The organism is Sphingomonas colocasiae (assembly GCF_019880585.1).
In the GTDB taxonomy this organism is placed as follows: Bacteria; Pseudomonadota; Alphaproteobacteria; order Sphingomonadales; family Sphingomonadaceae; genus Sphingobium_A; species Sphingobium_A colocasiae.
Genome location: NZ_JAINVV010000008.1, coordinates 365653 through 385053, shown reverse-complemented (window position 1 = coordinate 385053; position 19401 = coordinate 365653). Strand labels below are relative to the sequence as shown.

14 protein-coding genes and 1 tRNA gene are annotated in these 19401 nt (G+C 65.9%); 3 read left to right on the top strand and 12 right to left on the bottom strand.

Annotated elements, in window-relative coordinates:
• Positions 1 to 41 precede the first annotated feature (41 nt).
• The 6 genes from K7G82_RS17500 to K7G82_RS17475 form a co-directional block, all read right to left on the bottom strand.
• On the bottom strand, positions 42 to 3671 hold the full coding sequence (locus K7G82_RS17500; RefSeq protein WP_222991194.1) for an ABC transporter permease/M1 family aminopeptidase: 3630 nt from the start codon (positions 3669 to 3671) through the stop codon (positions 42 to 44).
• Positions 3672 to 3681: 10 nt separating this feature from the next.
• Positions 3682 to 4560: an ABC transporter ATP-binding protein gene (locus K7G82_RS17495; protein WP_222991193.1), complete on the bottom strand. Its 879-nt coding sequence runs from the start codon at positions 4558 to 4560 to the stop codon at positions 3682 to 3684.
• Between the two features lie 614 nt (positions 4561 to 5174).
• Positions 5175 to 5265 (bottom strand) — tRNA-Ser (locus K7G82_RS17490).
• Positions 5266 to 5332: 67 nt separating this feature from the next.
• On the bottom strand, positions 5333 to 6673 hold the full coding sequence (locus K7G82_RS17485; RefSeq protein ID WP_222991192.1) for a sensor histidine kinase: 1341 nt from the start codon (positions 6671 to 6673) through the stop codon (positions 5333 to 5335).
• On the bottom strand, positions 6663 to 8072 hold the full coding sequence (locus K7G82_RS17480; RefSeq protein WP_222991191.1) for a sigma-54-dependent transcriptional regulator: 1410 nt from the start codon (positions 8070 to 8072) through the stop codon (positions 6663 to 6665). The genes K7G82_RS17485 and K7G82_RS17480 overlap by 11 nt, the downstream gene beginning before the upstream one ends.
• 66 nt (positions 8073 to 8138) lie before the next feature.
• Positions 8139 to 8402 carry a hypothetical protein gene (locus K7G82_RS17475; RefSeq protein ID WP_222991190.1) on the bottom strand — a complete coding sequence of 88 codons (264 nt, stop codon included), beginning with the start codon at positions 8400 to 8402 and terminating at the stop codon, positions 8139 to 8141.
• Between the two features lie 98 nt (positions 8403 to 8500).
• Between K7G82_RS17475 and K7G82_RS17470 the strand changes: the two genes are divergently transcribed.
• From K7G82_RS17470 to K7G82_RS17460, 3 genes are read left to right on the top strand one after another with little or no spacing between them, the layout of a single operon-like run.
• Positions 8501 to 9802, top strand: coding sequence for an efflux RND transporter periplasmic adaptor subunit (locus K7G82_RS17470; RefSeq protein ID WP_246623645.1), 1302 nt, complete (start codon positions 8501 to 8503; stop codon positions 9800 to 9802).
• A 20-nt stretch (positions 9803 to 9822) separates the two neighbouring features.
• On the top strand, positions 9823 to 10515 hold the full coding sequence (locus K7G82_RS17465; RefSeq protein WP_281423015.1) for an ABC transporter ATP-binding protein: 693 nt from the start codon (positions 9823 to 9825) through the stop codon (positions 10513 to 10515).
• Positions 10516 to 10539: 24 nt separating this feature from the next.
• The gene (locus K7G82_RS17460) at positions 10540 to 13041 is read left to right on the top strand and encodes an ABC transporter permease (RefSeq protein ID WP_222991189.1); all 2502 of its coding nucleotides are present in this window, start codon (positions 10540 to 10542) and stop codon (positions 13039 to 13041) included.
• A gap of 143 nt (positions 13042 to 13184) precedes the next feature.
• On the opposite strand, the gene K7G82_RS17455 is transcribed toward K7G82_RS17460, so the two are convergent.
• The 6 genes from K7G82_RS17455 to K7G82_RS17430 all read right to left on the bottom strand — a co-directional run bounded on the left by K7G82_RS17455 (position 13185) and on the right by K7G82_RS17430 (position 19397).
• Positions 13185 to 14081 carry a peptidylprolyl isomerase gene (locus K7G82_RS17455; protein WP_222991188.1) on the bottom strand — a complete coding sequence of 299 codons (897 nt, stop codon included), beginning with the start codon at positions 14079 to 14081 and terminating at the stop codon, positions 13185 to 13187.
• Between the two features lie 157 nt (positions 14082 to 14238).
• A complete protein-coding gene (locus tag K7G82_RS17450; RefSeq protein WP_222991187.1) occupies positions 14239 to 15567 on the bottom strand; it encodes a metal-dependent hydrolase family protein in 1329 nt (442 codons plus the stop codon).
• A 39-nt stretch (positions 15568 to 15606) separates the two neighbouring features.
• Positions 15607 to 16350: an SDR family NAD(P)-dependent oxidoreductase gene (locus K7G82_RS17445; RefSeq protein ID WP_343228598.1), complete on the bottom strand. Its 744-nt coding sequence runs from the start codon at positions 16348 to 16350 to the stop codon at positions 15607 to 15609.
• A 13-nt stretch (positions 16351 to 16363) separates the two neighbouring features.
• Complete coding sequence (locus K7G82_RS17440) at positions 16364 to 17737, bottom strand: PQQ-dependent sugar dehydrogenase (protein WP_222991185.1); 1374 nt, start codon at positions 17735 to 17737, stop codon at positions 16364 to 16366.
• Positions 17738 to 17801: 64 nt separating this feature from the next.
• Complete coding sequence (locus K7G82_RS17435) at positions 17802 to 18458, bottom strand: hypothetical protein (protein WP_222991184.1); 657 nt, start codon at positions 18456 to 18458, stop codon at positions 17802 to 17804.
• A 36-nt stretch (positions 18459 to 18494) separates the two neighbouring features.
• On the bottom strand, positions 18495 to 19397 hold the full coding sequence (locus K7G82_RS17430) for a hemolysin family protein (RefSeq protein WP_222991183.1): 903 nt from the start codon (positions 19395 to 19397) through the stop codon (positions 18495 to 18497).
• Positions 19398 to 19401: the final 4 nt, after the last annotated feature.

The following is a 19401-nucleotide window of genomic DNA, read 5'->3' as shown; positions in this document are numbered from 1 at the left end:
CTGATTTTTTAATATTAAGGACGTTGATTGCTATTGTCGGTTCATCTTGCTTCTACGCTGCGAACATTATCTTCCGAATTGCGGTCGATATATTTGAGATAGGGGTCGAGGCCGACGAATTTGGGCTGCTTGTCCAGCACCATCTCGAATGTGTGCCGGCCGGATTTCAGGCGCTGTTGCTTGAACGACAGGATATCGGCCTTGCCAAAACCCTTGTCGCCCGGGTTCGCGGAGAACACGCCGATGTCGAACATCTCGTTCAGCGGGGCTTCGGTTTCCACGCCCTTGCCGTCGGCGTAGCGCTTGCGCGCCTCCACGGTGGCGGAGAGCGCCCATTTCCCGTCGGCGCGCCGCGTCGTGCGGCCGTCGGTCACCTTGAGGTCATAGAGCGTGATCCGCTCGAACAGGTCGGTGATCAGCTGCTGGTGCTCGGGTTTCGCCTCGGCGCGAAGCGCGTTGGTCAGATGCCGGCCTGTGGGGTAGGGCGCGCCCTTGAAGGCGAATTGCGCGATCAGCGAACGCAGCGCACGGTTGACCTGCTCCTCGCCCATCCGGTCCTTGAGCAGGTACATGACGTTCCCGCCCTTCTGGTAGCGGACATAGGCCTGTTCCTGCACGCGCTCGAGCACCGGCTCCGCGACATTCTCCTTGCCGCGCTGGCCGAGATAACCCTCCATGCCGCGCTTCAGGAACTTGCGGATCATCGCGTCGCCGTAGCGCTTCTCCATCACCATGATCGCCGAATATTGGGCGAGCGTTTCGGAGAGGACGGTGCTGCCCTCCATGTCCGCGCCGGTCACCTGGTGGAACCACCATTGGTGCGCGAGCTCGTGCGCGGTGACATAGGCGATGAAGTCCACACCGTCGCGGTCGTCGATCTTCGCGATGAACCCCGCGCCTTCCGAATAGGGCACCGCGCCTGGGAAGGCCTGCGCGAAATTGTTGTAGACGGGGAATTCTATGATGCGGAACTGCTTGAACTGGTAGGGGCTGAAGTTCTTCGAGAAATATTCGAGCCCATCCTTCGAAAGCCGAATGAAGCGATCGACGTTGAAGGCATGCGTGGGGTGATAGTAGACTTCGATGTCCACATTGCCCCATTTCTGCCGCTTCACCGCATAGTTCGCGGCCTGGATCGAGAAGAAGTTGTTGATGGGCGCCTCGGTCCGGAATCGCGTCACCTGCCGGTCGCCCGTCACCTGATGCGAAACCCGCTCGCCCGGCGCGATCAGCGTCTGGTCCGCCGGCCCGCGCACGGTCACGTCCGCATTCACGAAATCGCTGTCGTGACGCAGATAGGTGAAGGCGCGCGCATGCTCGTCTTCCAGCTTGTTGATCACGAGATCGGGGTTGAGGCCATATTTGCGGCGGGTCGCGCGGTCCTGGAGCAGCGGCCAGCGCGACACGCCCAGGTTCGGCGCAAGCGAGAAATTGTTCAGGAAGGTGCCGTTGGCGACCAGCCGATCCTCATTGCCCGAATTGCGGAACCCCTTCTGCTCGCGCAGCGTCTTGAAGCGGATCTGCCGCGTCTCGCCGGGCGCCATCGGCGTGTCGAAGGTGTAGATGCGGAAATTATAGTCGGGCAGGTCGCGGGTCATCCGCGCGCCGGGCACGTCGAGCATCAGCATCTTCACGCCCGGATCGATGGTCGTGCCGAGGAACGACTTGGTGACCAGTGCGTGCTGCCACTGCACATAGACCTGGTTCAGCGGTTTGCCGGTCTTGTTCTGGATCACATAGCTGCCGGTCGTCGTCACCCAGGGCGCGGTGCCCTCGGGGTGAAGGTCGACGTCCAGCTTCATGTCGATGATGTGCGGCTGCGGATGCGATTCCAGCGGCAGCAGCGCCTTCTCGTAATTCGCTGCCCATTCCGAGCTGCCCTTGAAGGTGGGGAAGTCGTTCAGGACATAGTTGTTATAGTAGATCCAGCCGCCCAGCCCGGCCATCCCGACCGCGGCCGTGCCGGCGATCATGCCGGGCGCGCCGGCGAGGCGGGCCGGCAGCCTCCTCAGCCGGACGCGCAGCGGCGCCGATGCGCCGCGCCGCCAGAGGCCCCATGCGAGCACGGTCAGGATGACCGCGCCGCACGCCCAATAGGCGCGATACCACAGCGCATGGCCGGCATGGACGCCGAGCCCGTTCATGTCGGAAACCGGCGTGGGCGACGTGGTGGCGTAGAGATAGAGATGGCTCTCCAGTCCCAGCGTCGGCAGCATGGTTTCGGCGATGAAGTAGAGCAGCATTACGAGCAGGCCGACGAACTTGTGCGGCACCAGCGTCTGCACGAACACGGCGAGCACCGCGTACATCACCATGGTCGAGAACCAGGGGGCGAGGAACCATGTGAAATATTTGACGAACTCGATGTCGGTGAAGCCCTTGGCGAGCTGGACGCCGACGGCGGCGGCGATGCACATCAGGCCCATCGCGAGCAGGATCACGCTCACCGCCAGGATCTTGGGCATCAGGAACGCCCAGTCCGGAGAGGGGGTCGCATCGACGATCTCGTGAACGCGGCGTTCGCGGTCGCGCCACACCAGTTCGCCCGCGTAGAAGGCCGCCACGAACAGCGGAATGGTGGTGAACTGCGCGGCCAGCGTCTGGATCATCACGCGCGTCACCGGATAGATGACGGTCACGCTGTCGTCGCCCGCCAGCCACAGGCCGATGACGGTGTTGATGAAGGCGAAGCCGAGGAGCACGATGAACGTCGGCCCGCGCAGCACGCCGAGCAGCTCGAAGCGCGTCAGCGCGGCCAGCGGTCCCCAGCCCAGCTTGCGGTCCGCCGGCGGCAGCGGCGCACCGGTGAAGACGGGCGCCGCGCTCTCGATCGCCTGCGCCTCGTTGCGCGCGGGGCGACGGTCGGCGCGCGTGGCGAAACCCTTGCGCGTGAACGAGCGCCAGGCCATCGCAAGCATCGCTAGGCCCACTGCGCACCATATCGCGCGGCCCTGCAGCACCAGGCCGGTGAACGACGGCAGCATCATGTTGCGATCGTTGGCGGTCCAGTTCTTGGTGGCATGCTCGAACGCGGCCAGGCCGAAGGGATCGGTCAGCATCGCCACTGCGCCGAATTCCGGCCGCCGGAAATAGATGCGGCTGAACAGATAGACCGCCAGCACCACCAGCGCGCCGACATAGGTGGCGATCTGCGAGCGCGTCGCCGTCGCGAGCGCGAAGAATCCCGCGCTCAGCAGGAACAATGTCGGTACGCAGAGCAGGACGAACACCTGCACATAGTCGGCGATATTGACCGGCCCGATCGTCTCGGGGTCGGGCCCCGGCAGCAGCACCGCCATCAGCGCGCCGAGCGGCACGCTCAGAAAGGCGAGGGTCGCGGTCAGGAAGCCGCCGGTGAAGCGGCCGAACAGATAGTTGAATCTGGACAGTCGCGTCGCCTGGATGATCGGGCCGAAGCCGGTCTCGTCGTCGCGCAGCACCACGTTCGAGACGAACGCCGTCACCAGGAACATCGCGAAGATGGTCCAGACCATGCTGTTGATCGCGATCGCATAGGGTGCGTTGCGGAACACCTGCCCGCCCCAGCCGATGCGGATGTCGTCCGAGGCGACGGTCGCGAAGGCGAGCAGGAAGAAGACGATGAACGCCCCCCAGAACATGGCGGAGCGGAGCTGGTATTTCAGCTCGAAGCCGGCGACGTGCGCGAACATCCCCATATTCTCAGGCCGCGCGACGCAGCGACAGCAGCGTCGCGAAATAGACGTCCTCGAGATCGCCCTCGATCGCTTCGAAGCCGTCGCCCGGGTTCGCGTCGGCCAGGGCATGGATGACGGTGCGGCCGCCGGTCAGTCGCGTGGCGATCACGTCGTAACGTTCGCGATGCGCGTCGAGCTCGTCCTTGGCGATGATCTTCTTCCACACGCGGCCGCGCACCTGCTCGACCAGCTTCTGCGGGGATCCGCGGCTGATGATCCTGCCGCCCGCGATGATCGCGGCATTCTGGCAGAGATCGGCGATGTCCTGAACGATGTGCGTGGAAAAGATCACCACGATGTTTTCGGCCACTTCGGAGAGCAGATTGAGGAAGCGGTTGCTCTCTTCCGGATCGAGGCCCGCGGTCGGTTCGTCCACGATGATGAGGCGCGGCTGGCCGATCAGCGCCTGTGCGATGCCGAAGCGCTGGCGCATGCCGCCCGAAAAGCCGGCGACCGCCTTGTTGCGGACAGTCCAGAGATTGACCTGGTTGAGCAGCGCGCCGACCACGTCCCGGCGCTCTCCGCGATTGGCATAGCCCTTCAGTACGGCGAGATGATCGAGCATGTCGAACGCGGAAACGCGCGGATAGACCCCGAAATCCTGCGGCAGGTAGCCGAGCGTCCGTCGCAGCGCGTCCGGGGTGGCCAGCACGTCGATCTCGTCGAAGCGGATCACGCCCGAGGTGGGCACCTGCAAGGTGGCGATCGTGCGCATCAGTGTCGACTTGCCGGCGCCATTGGGGCCGAGCAGGCCGAACATGCCGGGGGGCACCTCGAGCGAGACCGAATCCAGGGCTCGTGTCCCATTGGGGTAGATGTGGGTAAGATTTTCTATCTTCAACATACGCGTCCCCAAACTCCCTCAATCGGCGGCTGGTAAAGTCCATTAGCGCTGTAGCTAATGCATGTTTTCGCCGATAAGCCCCTCGAGCGCCCTGATCGTATACTGGTGCCTGATATTTTGAGCCCGCAAAACATAGTAATTCTGGTCCCAAGGATCAGGTTTTCTGCTTCATGATCGTAATCGCGCCGGGCAGGGCTGCCTGTCATGACCGTCGTCCGGCAAGAGCCGGGATCGCGTGGGGGAAATCGCCAGCGGGCCGGATGGCTCGGGCAAGGCAAATGCGCTCATCGCTTCGGAGATGGCGGATACCGATACCGAAAAGCGGGGCGCAACCGCCATTGCGATGAGGGCCATCGCTGCCGGGTGCGGCGTTGTCCGTTACATCGCAAATGGCGCGAACTGCTTGTCGGTAAAACCCGATTCCGAAGGGCTTCAGATGCTGTGTGCGTTTTTTGGATTCCGTGGCGCATCGGAAAGTCGCGGAGAAACGGCCCCGAAATAGTGCGTCTCGACCTTCGAATTTACTTCCCTCTAGCGGAACAGGCGCAAAGGCGTGCGGAATCGCGCCTCTTTGGTGGGGCGTCCCTCAATGGCGGCAATGAAAAGGAACCAGGTGGCGGAGCGGGAGGGATTCGAACCCTCGATACGCTTTTGACGTATACTCACTTTCCAGGCGAGCGCCTTCGACCACTCGGCCACCGCTCCGCATAGCTTGGAAGGCGGCTCCCTATCGCGGCTGCGGCGGCTGCGCAAGGCGCTTCCGCTTCGGGGGCTACAGCACCAGGCGGAACAGCGCGCCGCCGGCGGGGGAACGGTCGACCTCGATCGATCCATCATGCGCCAGCAGCACCTGCCTTGCGAAGCTGAGGCCGATGCCGCTGCCCGTCTTCTTGGTGGTGAAGAAGGGGAGGAAGATGTCGTGGCGCAGCGCCTCCGGCACGCCCGTGCCATTGTCGCCCACTTCGATCCGCGTGCGGCCGGAGCGCATCGCCTCGATCGTGAGTGAGACTTCGGGCGTGTCGCCGTTCATCGTCGCCGCGTCGGCGGCGTTGCGCAGCAGGTTGATGACGACCTGCGCGATCAGGTCCGGATCGGCGTCGATCAGATGGTCGGGCGGATTGATCAGGATCCGGAGCAGCACATCGGCCCAATGGCCATCGGCCTCGAACAGCCGGCCGAGTTCCGCTGCGAAGGGCTCGGCGGCGAACAGGCGGCGGTTGACCTGGGGCGGGCGGGTGATCGTGCGATAGGTCTCGACGAAATGCATCACGCCATCGGCGCGGCGCGACAGCGTCTCGATCGCGCTGCGCGCATCGGCGATGGCGGGATCCTGGCCGCGATCGGCCTCCGCGATCAGTTGCGCCGCGGTGCGCGCCAGCGATGTCACCGGCGTCATCGAATTCATGATCTCATGCGTCAGCACACGGATCAGGTCGCTTTGCGCCGCCACTTCGACGGCGTTGAGTGCGTCCTGGATCGGCTGCACCGCGATCACCCGCACCGTGTCGCCCAGCCGGGCGAGCGACGCCGCGCGCACCGTCGCGCGCTGCGATCCGATGTCGAGCGAGAGGATCAGCAATTGGTGCCGCCCGGGCGGCAGCCCGGCGATCGCCTGGACGAGGCTGGCGCCATAGACCTCGAAATCGGCGATGCGAACGCCGCTATGCCGGTTGAACAGCCGCCGTGCCGCCTTGTTCACGCATTCGGCGCGCCCTTCCCCATCGACGGTGACGAGCGCGACGGGAACGTCGTCGACCAGCGCCGAAAAGAAGCGCGTCTCCTCCGCGATGCGTTCGCGCTCTTCGCGCAGCGTGCGGATGCCGCCGTCGAGTGCCTCCCCCAATATGTCGAAGCCGCTGCCTGCCTTCGGTCGCGCGAACCGCGCCTGGAGATCGCCGAAGCGCACCGCGTCGATGAAGCGCGCGACCTCCAGATTGGTGCGGCGGACATAGCGCCACAACGCGATCCCGGCGCCCATCGCCAGCGTTGCAGCGACGATCCGCGCCGCCGCGAGCCCGGGTGTCAGCAGCGACCAGGCGAACAGGGCGAGCGCCGCGAGCGCGAGGGCGAGCCGCAGCGCCAGCCCGATCGCGAAGCGCCGGTCAAAGCCCATGTTTTTCCATCCGCCGGTAAAGCGAGGCACGGGTCAGGCCGAGTTCGGCGGCGGCGTTGGAGATGTTGTAGCCATGTTTCCTCAGCGCCGCCTCGACCAGACGGCGCTCGACGCGTTCGAGGTTGAGGTCGTCGTCGCCGGCTGCCGGCTCGACCACGGCCGCCCGTTCGACGCGCAACGGCGCGGGCTCCGGGCGGCGGATCGAGAAGTCCTCGATTCCGAAGGGGGCGTCGCCCGCCAGGATCACCGCACGCTCGACGGCATGGCGCAGCGCGCGGACATTGCCCGGCCAGTCATAGGCGACGAGCGCGGCGAGCACATCGGCCGGGATCGGTCGCACCGGCTTGGCATATTTGCGCGCGTAAAAGCCCAGATAATGGTCGAGCAGCATCGGCACGTCCTCGCGCCGTTCGCGCAGGGGCGGCAGCACGATCTCGACGGTATTGAGCCGGAACAGCAGATCCTGCCGGAAACGCTGCTCGTCGCCGAGCTGGCCGGTGGACAGGTTGGTCGCGGCGATCACGCGGATATCGACGGGCACCGGCTTGTTGGCGCCGACCGGCGTCACCTTGCGCTGTTCCAGCGCTGTGAGCAGCTTGGGCTGGAGGTGGAGCGGCAGATTGCCGATCTCGTCGAGGAAAAGCGTGCCGCCATCCGCCGCCTGCAGCCGGCCGATCCGGTCGGCGCGCGCATCGGTGAACGCGCCGCGGACATGGCCGAACAGCTCGGAATCGATCACCGTTTCCGCCACCGCGCCCAGATCGACCGACAGCATCACGCGTTCGGCACGGCGTGACCGGCGATGAAGTTCGCGCGCGACCAGTTCCTTGCCCGTGCCGTTCTCCCCCAGGATCAGCACATTGGCGTCGGTGGGCCCGGCCCGGTCGATCAATTGCTGGACGCGCGCCATCGCGGGCGAGGTGCCGAGCAGCGGCGTCTCGCCGCCCGGTGCGGTGGCCGCGATCGCGACCAGCTTGTCCTTCTCCTCCGCCAACCGGCGCGATTGGCGGAGCGCGGCGGCGGTGCGCACGGTGGCGAGCAGCCGTTCGTTCGACCAGGGCTTGGTCGCGAAATCGGTGGCGCCGCGCTTCATCGCCTCGATCGCGATCTGGACGCCGCCATGCGCGGTGATCATCACCACCACCGCGTCGGGATCACGCGCCAGGAAACGGCCGAGCCATTCGAAGCCTTCGGCGGCGTCGGTCGCGCCGCGCGCGAAATTGGCGTCGAGCAGGATCGCGTCGGGCATGCGCGCGGCGGTGCGTTCGAAGGCGTCGCGCGGATCGGTGAAGGTCAGCACCTCGTCGAACAGCGCGCGCAGCAGCAGACGTGCCGCGAGCAAAATGTCTTCGTCGTCATCGATGACGACGCACAATTCGAATGGCTTTCCCTCCGGCATGCGTCCGTTCCCGTACAGCGAGTGTCCGAAATCGGGCAATCAATAATTGTGCCAGGCTGGGCTGTATCACCCGATCGCGCGGAAAATCCCGGTTTTCGGCATTTGGCACGCGCCCTGCAAAGACATGGGCAACAGGGCCGCGATCGGCGGCATGACGAGGAGAAAGACCATGTATACGCCCAGCTCCAACCGGTTTCCCAGTGCCGTCGCCGCCATACTGGCCGCCGCCGTCATGACCTTCATGACCGTCGCGCCCGAGGCGGAAATCCGCGCTTCCGCCAGCGATATCCGCGTCGCCGAGACCGAAGCGTCGCCCGCCGGCGTGTGCATCGAGCGCGCTTTCGTCGGCTGCGAACCCATTCGCGCCTAATGTCCGGAAACGGACACGGACTGTTCGGAATCGGACGCGGCCTATGAGCGTGATACGGATGACCAGCGATGCGGGCCGCACCGACCAGCCGACGAGCGGCGGTGCGATGGACCGGGTGATCGAGCGCCGCGCGATACCGCTCAAGGTGAAGCTGGGCGCGGCCGGCATCGGCCTGGTTCTGCTGCTCGCGATCGCCTGGTATCTGATGCCCAGCGGCAGCAGCCAGACCGTCGCGGCCGATCGCGTCACCGTCTCCACCGTCACGCGCGGCCGGTTCGAGGATTTCTTGCCGCTGCGCGCGCGCGTCACCCCGCTCGTCACCGTCTATCTCGACGCGATCGAGGGTGGCCGGGTGGAGGAGGTGCTCGTCGAGGACGGCGCGACCGTCCAGAAGGGGCAATTGCTCGCGCGGCTCTCCAATGCCGAGCTCCAGCTTTCGGTGCTCGCGCGCCAGACCGAAGTGACGCAGCAGCTCAATTCGATGCGCAGCCAGGAACTGGCGCTCTCGCAGAGCCGCATCCAGAACGAGCGCAACCTGCTCGAAGCCGGGCTGGCGGTGAAGAAGGCGCAGCGCCAGTTCGAGCGCGAGGAGCCGCTGGCGAAGCGCGGCTTCGTGCCGGGCAAGACCTTTGCCGATACGCGCGACGATTTCAGCTATCAGCGCGATCGCCACGCCGTGCTCGCCCGCGCGCAGGCGACCGACGAGCGTTTGCAGTCGAGCCAGCTCGCCCAGCTCCGCGCTTCCGCCGTGTCGCTCGAATCGAGCCTGGCGCTCGCGCGCGCCAATCTCGACGCGCTCAATCTGCGCGCGCCGGTGTCGGGCACGCTCTCTGCCTTCTCGATCCAGGTCGGCCAGTCGATGGGACGCGGCGAGCGGCTCGGCCAGATCGACAGCCCCGGCCGCAACAAGCTGATGGCCGGCGTCGACGAATTCTATCTCGCGCGCGTCCAGCCCGGCCAGACCGCGATCGTCGACTGGAACGGCAAGTCGTACCGGATGCGCGTCACCAAAATCTATCCGACGGTGCGCAACGGCCAGTTCGAACTCGACCTCCAGTTCCTGGGCGACGAACCGCCGCAGATCCAGCGCGGCCAGACCTTGCAGGCGAAGCTGACCTTGGGCGATCCGAGCACCGCGACCCTGATCCCCAATGGCAGCTTCTACAACGAGACCGGCGGAAGCTGGGTGTTCGTGGTGACGCCCGATGGCGGCCAGGCGATCAAGCGCCAGGTGCGGCTGGGCCGGCGCAATGCCGATTTCATCGAAGTGCTCGACGGGCTGGAGCCCGGCGAGAAGGTGCTGACCTCTCCCTATACCGGTTTCGCCGACAAGGATCGGCTCGACCTCGCCCGCAAATGACCAACATGAAAGGCCAAGACATGACGCAACCGATGCTCAGCATGCGCGACCTCAGCCGGGTCTATCGCACCGACATGGTCGAGACGACGGCACTCAACTCGGTCGATCTCGACATCCATCAGGGTGAGTTCGTCGCGGTGATGGGGCCTTCGGGCTGCGGCAAATCGACGCTGCTCAACGTGATCGGCATGCTCGACAGCCCGTCGAGCGGATCGTACCGTTTCGGCGATATCGAGGTGGCGGGGCTTCCCGAAAGCAAGCTCGCCGAAACGCGCAAGACGCATCTGGGCTTCATCTTCCAGAGCTTCAACCTGATCGACGAGCTGAGCGTCGCCGAGAATGTCGAGCTGGCTTTGCTCTATCACGACATGCCGGCGGCGACGCGCAAGGCGAAGGTGGAAGCGGTGATGGACCGCGTCGGCATCGCGCATCGCGCACGCCACCGGCCGAGCCAGCTTTCGGGCGGCCAGCAGCAGCGCGTTGCCGTCGCCCGCGCACTCGTCGCCGAGCCCAAGCTGATCCTGGCCGACGAACCGACCGGCAATCTCGACACCCAGCATGGCGAGGAGGTGATGAAGATGCTCCAGACGCTCAACGCCGAAGGATCGACCATCGTCATGGTCACCCACTCGCCCTCGCATGCCGATTACGCCAGCCGCGTCGTCAACATGCTCGACGGCCGCATCCTGCAGGAACGGCGCCGCGCCGCCTGAACCCCCGGGGCAAGGAGACACGCCATGTGGCGCAACTATCTGATCGTGGGGCTGCGGTCGCTCATGAAGAGCCGCACCTATGCCGCCATCAACATCCTGGGGCTCGCCATCGGCATGGCGGCATGCCTGATCATCCTGATCTTCGTGCGCAACGAGCTCACTTATGATCGGTGGATGCCGGAGGCGGACCGGACCTTCCAGCTCCAGACCTATTATACCGATCGCACGACCGGCGAGCAGCAGAACCTGCAGATGTCCGCCTATGTCGCCAAGGCTGCGATGCTCAAGGATTTCCCGCAGATCGAAAGCAGCGTCCATCTGCTCTCCGCCGGCCCGGTGGTGATCCGCAACGGCCAGGCGACCGAGGTGGAGGCGATGAAGTTCGTCGACGGGCCGCTGTTCGACGTGCTCGATCTGCCGTTGGTGCAGGGAAATCCGAAGACCGCGCTGGCGCAGCCGGGCGGGATGGTATTGACCGAAAGCGAGGCGAAGCGCCGGTTCGGCGACGAGAATCCGATGGGGCAGACGCTGACCCTGGTCTCGCGCGGCATCTCGCAGGATTATCGCGTCACCGGCGTGCTCAAGGATATTCCGAAGAATTCGCACCTCAAACTCAACATGGTCGCGCGCTACGACGTCAATGCCTATTGGGCCGAGAATCCACAGTTCCTCACCGAATATGGCTGGCAGGCGGGCGCACTCTATTTCCGGTTGAAGCCCGGCGCGAACGTCGGGGACATCAACAGCCAGTTCCACGCCTGGGAAAAACGCAATATTCCCGATCAGATCTTTGGCGAGCGGCGCACCAACCAGGGCGACAGTGCCGAATTCGCGCTGGTCAATATCCGCGACATCCATCTCGGCCGCGCACAGGAAGGCGCGATGACCCCGGGCAATGATCGTCGCTCGATCATGACCTTCGCGGTGATCGCGCTGCTGATCCTGGGCATGGCCTGCGTCAATTTCGTCAATCTGGCGACGGCGCGGGCGAGCCAGCGTGCGCGTGAAGTGGCGCTGCGCAAGGTGCTTGGCGCCAATCGCCGCCAGCTCGTGATCCAGTTCATCGGCGAATCAATCCTGGTCTCGGCATTGGCGATGTTGCTGGCGCTGGCGATGACCGAGCTGGTGTTGCCGCTGATCAGCACCTTCCTCGATGCGGAGCTCTCGCTCAAATATGTCGGCACCGGCGGACTGTTGCTGCCGATCATCGCTCTGGTGCTGCTCGTCGGCGTCGCCGGCGGCGTCTATCCTGCCTTCTATCTCTCCCGGTTCCAGCCCGCGCGCGTGCTCAAGGCGAACAAGTCGGCGGCGGATGCCGAAGGATCGGGCCGGCTGCGCAGCGCGCTCGTCGTCGCGCAGTTCGCGGTTTCGATCGGCCTCATCATCTGCACGATCGTCGTCTATGCGCAGACGCTCTACGCGCGGAATTCCGATCCAGGCTATCGCCGCGACGGCCTGATCCAGGTCTCCGGGATGCAACGTCGCCAGCTCGATCCGATCAAGGACACGCTGGTGCGCGAGATCGGCAAGATCGACGGCGTCACCGCGGTGGGGCGCACGGCGATCGGTATCAACACGCTCAACAACACGGTGACCGGCGTCCAGCTTCCCGGCCAGACGGAGCCGATCGGGCTGGGCTATTACAATGTCGACACCAATTTCTTCGACACGATGGGAATCAAGCTGCTTGCCGGACGCGGTTTCGATATCAACCGGCCGCTCGACGACAGCACGCGCCCCACGCCCGAGGATCCTGCCGCCGAGCATGCGTTCGTGGCACGCGGCGCGAACACCATGATCAATGCGACCGCAGCCAAGCGGCTCGGGTTCAAGGCTCCGCAGGATGCCATCGGCAAGCAGATCCGCGCGGCGATCACGGGCGATCAATATGGCCTGGTGCCGGTCACGATCATCGGCGTCGTCCAGGATTCGCGCTTCCGCTCGATCCGTGATCCGCTCGACGCGATCATGTTCTTCTACGATCGCAACAATCACAACGAAATGCTGGTGCGCTATACCGGCGATCCGGCTGCGGCGATGGGCAAGATCGAGGCGGTGTGGAAACGGCTGGCGCCGGATACGCCCTTCACCGCCAAGTTCGGCGACGACATCGTCCGGGATCTCTACAAGTCGGAAGCGTCGCGTGCGCAGATCTTCGGGGCGTTCTCGCTGCTCGCGGTGGTCGTCGGTTGCCTCGGCCTGTTCGGCCTTGCCGCGTTCACGGCGCAGCGCCGGACCAAGGAGATCGGCATCCGCAAGGTGCTGGGCGCCAGCACGTCGCGGATCGTGCGGTTGCTCGTCTGGCAGTTCAGCCGGCCCGTGATCCTCGCCAACATCATCGCCTGGCCGATTGCCTGGTGGGTGATGCGCGACTGGCTCAACGGCTTCGACGCACGCATCGCACTCGGGCCGACGCCTTTCCTGGTGGCGGGCGCGCTCGCTCTGCTGATCGCGATCGGGACGATCGGTGCGCACAGCTTCCGCGTCGCGCGCACCAATCCGATCCACGCGCTGCGTTACGAATAGGAGGCTTGAGGCCGGGCATGTTCCCGCCCGGCCTCAAGCCTTCCGCCTCGGCCGCTCCGGCTTGTGCCGGGGCGGCTGTTTTTTTGAAGTTCGATGCGGATGGAATCATCTGTCGGCTCGGAAATCCCGGCAAACAGGAACGTCTATGGCTTGCGCCGGATCGGTACCGGGATGTTGCACACGTCCGCGCCACCCGCCGGCACGTTGAAGAAGGGATCGCGCCGATTGGCGCGCGCTTCGCGAAAGGCGGCGAAGCTCTTGCCCGTCAGATATTGGTGCGTCGATCGCGCGCCCGGATCGACCTCCGCCATCGGCCTGATGCTGTCGATCGGGATGCGCTGGCGCGGATCGTCGTAGAAGCCGAGCTGGGCGGTGCCGCGCGGGCGCGAGGACAGATATTCCATACCTTCGATCACGCGGCCGACCAGTGCGATGTTGCGATCGAGATGACGGGGTGCCTGGCCGATCACGGCATAGAGTTCCGCGCCGGATCCGGTGTCGGGCGCCATGTTTCGGCCGACGCCGACCATCGCGTAGCAATGCGCCAGCCAGATCTTGCCGCGCCCGTCGCCGCCCACCGGCCAGCCGCCCGCGAAGCCGGTGCGCCTGGCATAGGGATCGGGCCATGGAATCCATTCGGGCTCCAGCCCCGTTTCGGCGCGCAGATATTCCTCCGGCGGTTTCGCCGTCACATCGGCGGGCAGCGCCTTGCGTTCGGTCGGATCGCCCCATTGCACGACATAATTGTCCTGCACGCGGTTGATCGACGTGCCGTCCCACCAGCGCTGCGCGGCGAGCTTGCGGATATTGTCGACATGGACGGGCGCGAAATCGGGCGCGAGCTGGATGACGACGCGTCCGCCGCCGGCCACATCCATCAGCAGCAGGTCGCTCTCCGGAATGTCGCGCCAGTCCGATGCGGGCGCGGCCTGGGTGATCTCGGCGGGCGCGAGCGCGGGCGCCTGGCGTTGCGCCACGGCATAGATGCCGATCGGCGCGGCGCCGGCGGCGAGCAGCGAAAGCAGGATCGTTCTCGTCATCGGCATCCTGGCCTGGAGGGATGTCGAGGCAGATGGGATCATCTGCCCGTTCGGACATCCCCTTGGACAGGGGAGATCCAGACGCATTCCGGAACGCGAACCCGATCAAGTCTAGAGCGGATTCCGCCGGAGTCGAGAGCCCTTGTCGGCAGAAGCGTCAATCGGCGGGAAAGACGGTGCGTTTGCCGCCTGCCTTGTGGATGATGCCCTGGCGCATCACGAATTCCACCCGCTCCATCGCGCGGACATCGTCGAGCGGATTTCCTGGAACCGCCACGATATCGGCATCCTTGCCCGGCGCGATCGATCCAATGCTGTCGCTGCGCCCGAGCAGCACGGCGGCGTCGATCGTCGCGGCGCGCAAGGTCGCGGCGGGCGTCATGCCGACTTCGGTCATCAGCGCGAATTCGCGGCCGTTGATGCCGTGGCGGCCAACCCCGGAATCGGTGCCGAAGACGATGCGGACACCGCCATTGACCGCGCGGCGATGGCTTTCCTTGACGACGCGCGCGACCTCCTCGGCCTTGGCGGCCGATGCCGCCGGCCGCTCGCCGCTGCGAGACTGTTCGAGGACCGACTGGAAGGCGAGCATCGTCGGGACAAGCGCCGCGCCGGTCTGCTTGAACAGGCGCACCGTCTCTTCGTCGATGAAGGAGCCATGCTCGATCGAATCGACGCCCGCTCGGAGCGCCGCGTCGATCCCGTCCTTGCCATGCGCATGCGCGGTCACCTTGCGGCCGAATGCATGGGCGGTGTCGACGATCGCCTTCATCTCCTCGTCGGTCATCTGCTTGCCGAGCCCGCCGGCGATATTGCTGCCGACGCCGCCCGAGGCCGCGAACTTGATCGTCAGCGCGCCGGTGAAGATCTGTTCGCGCACCGCGCGCCGGCAATCGTCGGGCCCATTGCAGAGCGCCGGATCATTGGCGCGTTCGGCCGCCGCGAATTCGCGCTTCAGGCCGTTGGCGTCGCCGTGCCCAGCGGTGACCGAGACCATGCCGCCGGCATTGACGATCGTCGGCCCTTCCAGGTCGCCGCGCGCGATCGCGTCGCGCAGCGCGCGGATGCCGCGCGGTTCGCCGCCCAGGTCGCGCACCGTGGTGAAACCGGCGTCGAGCGTGCGTCGCGCATTGACCGCGGCGGTCGCGAACTGATCCTCCAGGTCGCGGCTCGGCATCTCCAGGCGGGACTTGAGCGGTTCGCCGGTCGAATAGAAATGGACATGCATGTCGATCAGCCCGGGCAGCACGAAGCGATCGCGCAGGTCGACGAGCGCCGCGCCGGCCGGCGGCGCCTCGAACCCATTGCGCAACTCCGCGATCTTGCCGTCGCGTACGACGATGGTGGTCTGGCCCCGGGGCTTCTCGCCGGGCCGATCGAGCACCGCGCCGGCATGGATATAGGTGATCTTCGGCTGAGCGCTTTGCGCCGATGCGGCGCCGGCCAGCGATATCGCGGCGAGCGCGCCGATCAGATAGGCTTTCATGTCTTTCCCCTTGTTGGGCCCCTGTCGCCCGTGCCGTTCCTACCAGGTCTCCCCGTAAGGCCGGATCTCCTGCTCGAAGGTCCAGGCGCTGCGGGGCTGGCAAAAGAGCTGCCAATAGGCGTCGGCGATCGCGGCGGGCGGCATCAGCCGGTCGGGATGCATGGTCTCGATCGCGTCCCTGCCTTCGCGCTGCTCGATCATCTGGCGGACCCATTGGGTATCGACGCCGGCATCGATGATCAAATGCGCGATATGCAGCCCGGCGGGCCACAATTCGCGCGCCATCGACTGGGCGACCGCGCGCAGCCCGAACTTGGCGGACGCGAAGGCGGCATAGCCCTTGCCGCCGCGCAGCCCGGCGGTGGCGCCGGTGAAGAAGATCTTGCCTTGCCCGCGCGGCAGCATGATGCGCGCCGCCTCGCGCCCGGCGACGAAGCCCGCGAAGCACGCCATTTCCCAGACCTTGCGAAACACCCGGTCGGTGGTCTCGAGGATCGGAAAATTGACGTTGGCGCCGACGTTGAAGATGACGAGCGCCAAGGGGGCGCGGGCATCGGCGTCCTCCAGAAAGGCCGTGACCTCCTCCGGCACGCGCGCGTCGAGTGATCGTGTGTCGATGCGGCCGCCGGCGGCGGTGATCTCCTCCGCCAGCGGCTTCAACTGGTCGCCGTTGCGGCGGCCGGCGAACACGATGAAGCCTTCGGCCGCGAACCGCCTTGCGATCGCGCTGCCGATATGGTCGCCCGCGCCGATGATCGCGACGGTCGCGTCGGGCCGGGTCACGATCGCGGCCCCGTCAGGAGCCGGAGGCGTGCGCCGGCGCGCCGGCCGGTGCTGCGGGCGCCGCACCGGGAGCGCTGACCCGCCAGATCGTGTTGCCGACATCGTCGGCGACGAGCAGGGCGCCGGTGCGGTCCTTGATCACCCCGACCGGACGGCCTCGTGCCTCGTCACCCACCAGGAAGCCCGTCAGGAAATCCTGCGGCTTGGCACCCGGCAGCGGATAGCCGTTGGGGCCGAACGGCACCCAGACCACCTTGTAACCCGACGCCGGCGTGCGGTTCCACGAGCCGTGCAGGCCGATGAACGCGCCGTTGGCATAGGCGGGGCCGAGATTGGCGCCGTCGGCGAAGGCGAGGCCGAGCGCCGCCACATGCGGGCCGAGCGCGAAATCGGGGCGCTTCACATATTCGAGGCGGTCGGGCCGGTAGGGCTCGACACGATTGTCCTGGTAACCGCCCCAATAGCTGTTGGGCCAGCCATAGTCGGCGCCGAACTCGACGCAGGTCATGTAATCGGGCACCAGATCGCCGCCCAGCATGTCGCGTTCGTTGACCGTGGTCCACAGGCAGCCGGTCTTGGGTTCATATGCGAGGCCGTTGGGATTGCGCAGGCCGGTCGCATAGATGCGGAAGCTCTTCTTGGCGGGATCGACTTCGAGCACCGCGGCGCGGTTCACTTCCTTGTCCATGCCGTTCTCGCCGATATTGCTGGCCGAACCGACGGTGACGTAGAGCAGCTTGCCGTCGGGGCTCGCGATCACGTTGCGCGCCCAATGGCCGTCGCCGCCCGGTATGGCGACGATCCTGGTGCCCTTGGCGGTGATCTTCGTCTGGCCGGTCTCATAGGGGAAGGCCATCACGGAATCGGTATTGGCGACGTAGAGCGTGTTGCCCACCAGCGCCATGCCGAAGGGGGAATTGAGCCCTTCGAGGAAGACGGTGCGCTGGTCGACCTTGCCGTCGCCATCGCCGTCGCGCAGCAGCGTGATGCGATTGGCGGAGGGCACGCCCGCGCCCGCGCGGCCCATCAGCGTGCGCATGATCCAGTTCTTGATGCCACCGGTCTCACGCGGCGGCGAATTGGTTTCGGCGACCAGCACATCGCCATTGGGCAGCAGATACATCCAGCGCGGATGATCCAGCTTGTCCGCGAACGCCGCGACGTTCAGCCCCTTGGGGGCGTCGGGCTTGGCGCCGTTGGGCCAGCCGACGGGATCGGCGATGTTGACGGTCGGCAGTTTTTCGGGGCGCGGCGACGAGATGGTGGGTTTTGCCCCCGTCACCGCATCGACCGAGAGCAGCGCCGGCTTGCCGCGCGACACGAAATAGAATGCCGTCGCGAATCCCAGCAGCAGCAGGGCGACGATGATCAGGATGGGCTTTTTCATGTGCGGACCATATGCCTGCGGCTTAGCGGGTCAAGGGGCGTCGCGCGCGTCTCGCATCACATGGTCAGGGCTTCAGGTAACGGGCCGCGCAGGCGTCCATCACCATGGTCGGCGGGCCGGCCTGCGCGCCCAGCGCGAGCCCGCGGACGGCGCGTCCCGCCAGTTCGGCGAGATTGGGTTCGCCGCTTGCCCGGATCTCTTCGGAGATCCGCGTGTCGAGCATTTCGTTGAGCCGGGCATAGGCGGTGCCCTTGTCGTCCGGGCGCACGTCGCTCGCCTGGTAGATCTGGACGAGCGCATTGGCGAGCGCGAAGCACATCATGCGGGTATCCGCGCTGTCGGCCGGCAATGCCTTGAACGCCGTCGGCAACGTCTCCGGATAGGCCTTGGCGCAGGGTTCGGCATAGTCGGCGGCGTTCTTCCGTTCGGCGATCGAGGCCTGCAACGCCTGCCCGCGTTCGGCGAGCGCCTTGGCCTTGGTCGGCTGGGCGATCCCGTTGGTCGATGCGCCCAGCAGCAGGAAATGTGCGGCTTCATTGACCTGGGCGACGGTGAGCGACGCGTTCTTGTCGCCCGCGCCGAACCGGGTGAGCTTGGCGGCATAGCAGGCGGCTGCGCGCTCGTCGGGATCGGTCGGCAGGGTCAGCGCGGGCTTGCTGCCACAGGCGGCGAGGAGAGCGCTCAAGAGGAGTGCGGTGGCCGGATATCGGATGATCCCCATGGTCGAACTCCCCGTTTTCCTATCGCTCCGATCGCGTCAGATATCGTCGACCGCGATCGGTTCCGACGGCGGCAACAGGCGTACGCGCAGCACGCGCCGCTCATCGCCTTCGGTCACCTCGATGGTCCAGCCGCTGACATGCTCCACGCTTTCGCCGGGCTGCGGCACATGGCCGGCAAGCACCACCGCCAGGCCGCCGATGGTGTCGACATCCTCCTCCACCTCGGCCAGCCGCGCGTCGATCCGCTCGGCGACATCCTCCAGCTCGGCGCGCGCATCGGCGTCCCAGCTTCCGTCGCCGCGCGCGACGAGCATTTCCTCGGGCTCGTCGTCATGCTCGTCCTCGATATCGCCGACGATCTCCTCGACGAGATCCTCGATGGTGACGAGGCCTTCGGTGCCGTCATATTCGTCGAACACCACCGCCAGATGGGTACGCGTCGTGCGCATCTCCGCCAGCAGATCGAGCACGCCCATGGTTTCTGGCACGAAGCGCGGCTGGCGCATCAGCGTGGTGATGTCGCCCGGCGCCTTGCGGCCCTCGGCCAGGATCACGAACACGTCCTTGATGTGGATCATGCCGATGATCTGGTCGAGATTGTCGCGATAGACGGGCACGCGGCTATGGCCGTGCTCGGCGAAGAGCGCGACCAGTTCGGCGAAGCTCGCGCTTTCGGGGATCGCGACGATGTCGGCGCGGGGCACCGCGACGTCGCCCGCGTCGCGCTCGCCGAAATGGAGCAGGTTGCGCAACATCTGGCGTTCGATCGGGGAAAGGTCGCCAGCGGCCTTGCGGCCATTGTCGTCCTCATGCTCCTCGATCGCCTCCTCGATCTGGTCGCGGAGAGTCGGCTCGCTCTCATTTCCGAAGATCAGGGACCGAAGTCCCCTCCACAATCGGCCGCTACTACTGTCGCCGTTCCCGGAATCGTCTGGCATCGCG

Coding starts and splice junctions, on each gene's coding strand:
- K7G82_RS17495 (WP_222991193.1), bottom strand. CDS start 4,560: ATGTTGAAGATAGAAAATCTTACCCACATCTACCCCAATGGGACACGA.
- K7G82_RS17430 (WP_222991183.1), bottom strand. CDS start 19,397: ATGCCAGACGATTCCGGGAACGGCGACAGTAGTAGCGGCCGATTGTGG.
- K7G82_RS17460 (WP_222991189.1), top strand. CDS start 10,540: ATGTGGCGCAACTATCTGATCGTGGGGCTGCGGTCGCTCATGAAGAGC.
- K7G82_RS17450 (WP_222991187.1), bottom strand. CDS start 15,567: ATGAAAGCCTATCTGATCGGCGCGCTCGCCGCGATATCGCTGGCCGGC.
- K7G82_RS17455 (WP_222991188.1), bottom strand. CDS start 14,081: ATGACGAGAACGATCCTGCTTTCGCTGCTCGCCGCCGGCGCCGCGCCG.
- K7G82_RS17480 (WP_222991191.1), bottom strand. CDS start 8,072: ATGCCGGAGGGAAAGCCATTCGAATTGTGCGTCGTCATCGATGACGAC.
- K7G82_RS17465 (WP_281423015.1), top strand. CDS start 9,823: ATGACGCAACCGATGCTCAGCATGCGCGACCTCAGCCGGGTCTATCGC.
- K7G82_RS17485 (WP_222991192.1), bottom strand. CDS start 6,673: ATGGGCTTTGACCGGCGCTTCGCGATCGGGCTGGCGCTGCGGCTCGCC.
- K7G82_RS17475 (WP_222991190.1), bottom strand. CDS start 8,402: ATGCACACGCCGGCGGGCGACGCTTCGGTCTCGGCGACGCGGATATCG.
- K7G82_RS17470 (WP_246623645.1), top strand. CDS start 8,501: ATGACCAGCGATGCGGGCCGCACCGACCAGCCGACGAGCGGCGGTGCG.
- K7G82_RS17440 (WP_222991185.1), bottom strand. CDS start 17,737: ATGAAAAAGCCCATCCTGATCATCGTCGCCCTGCTGCTGCTGGGATTC.
- K7G82_RS17500 (WP_222991194.1), bottom strand. CDS start 3,671: ATGTTCGCGCACGTCGCCGGCTTCGAGCTGAAATACCAGCTCCGCTCC.
- K7G82_RS17435 (WP_222991184.1), bottom strand. CDS start 18,458: ATGGGGATCATCCGATATCCGGCCACCGCACTCCTCTTGAGCGCTCTC.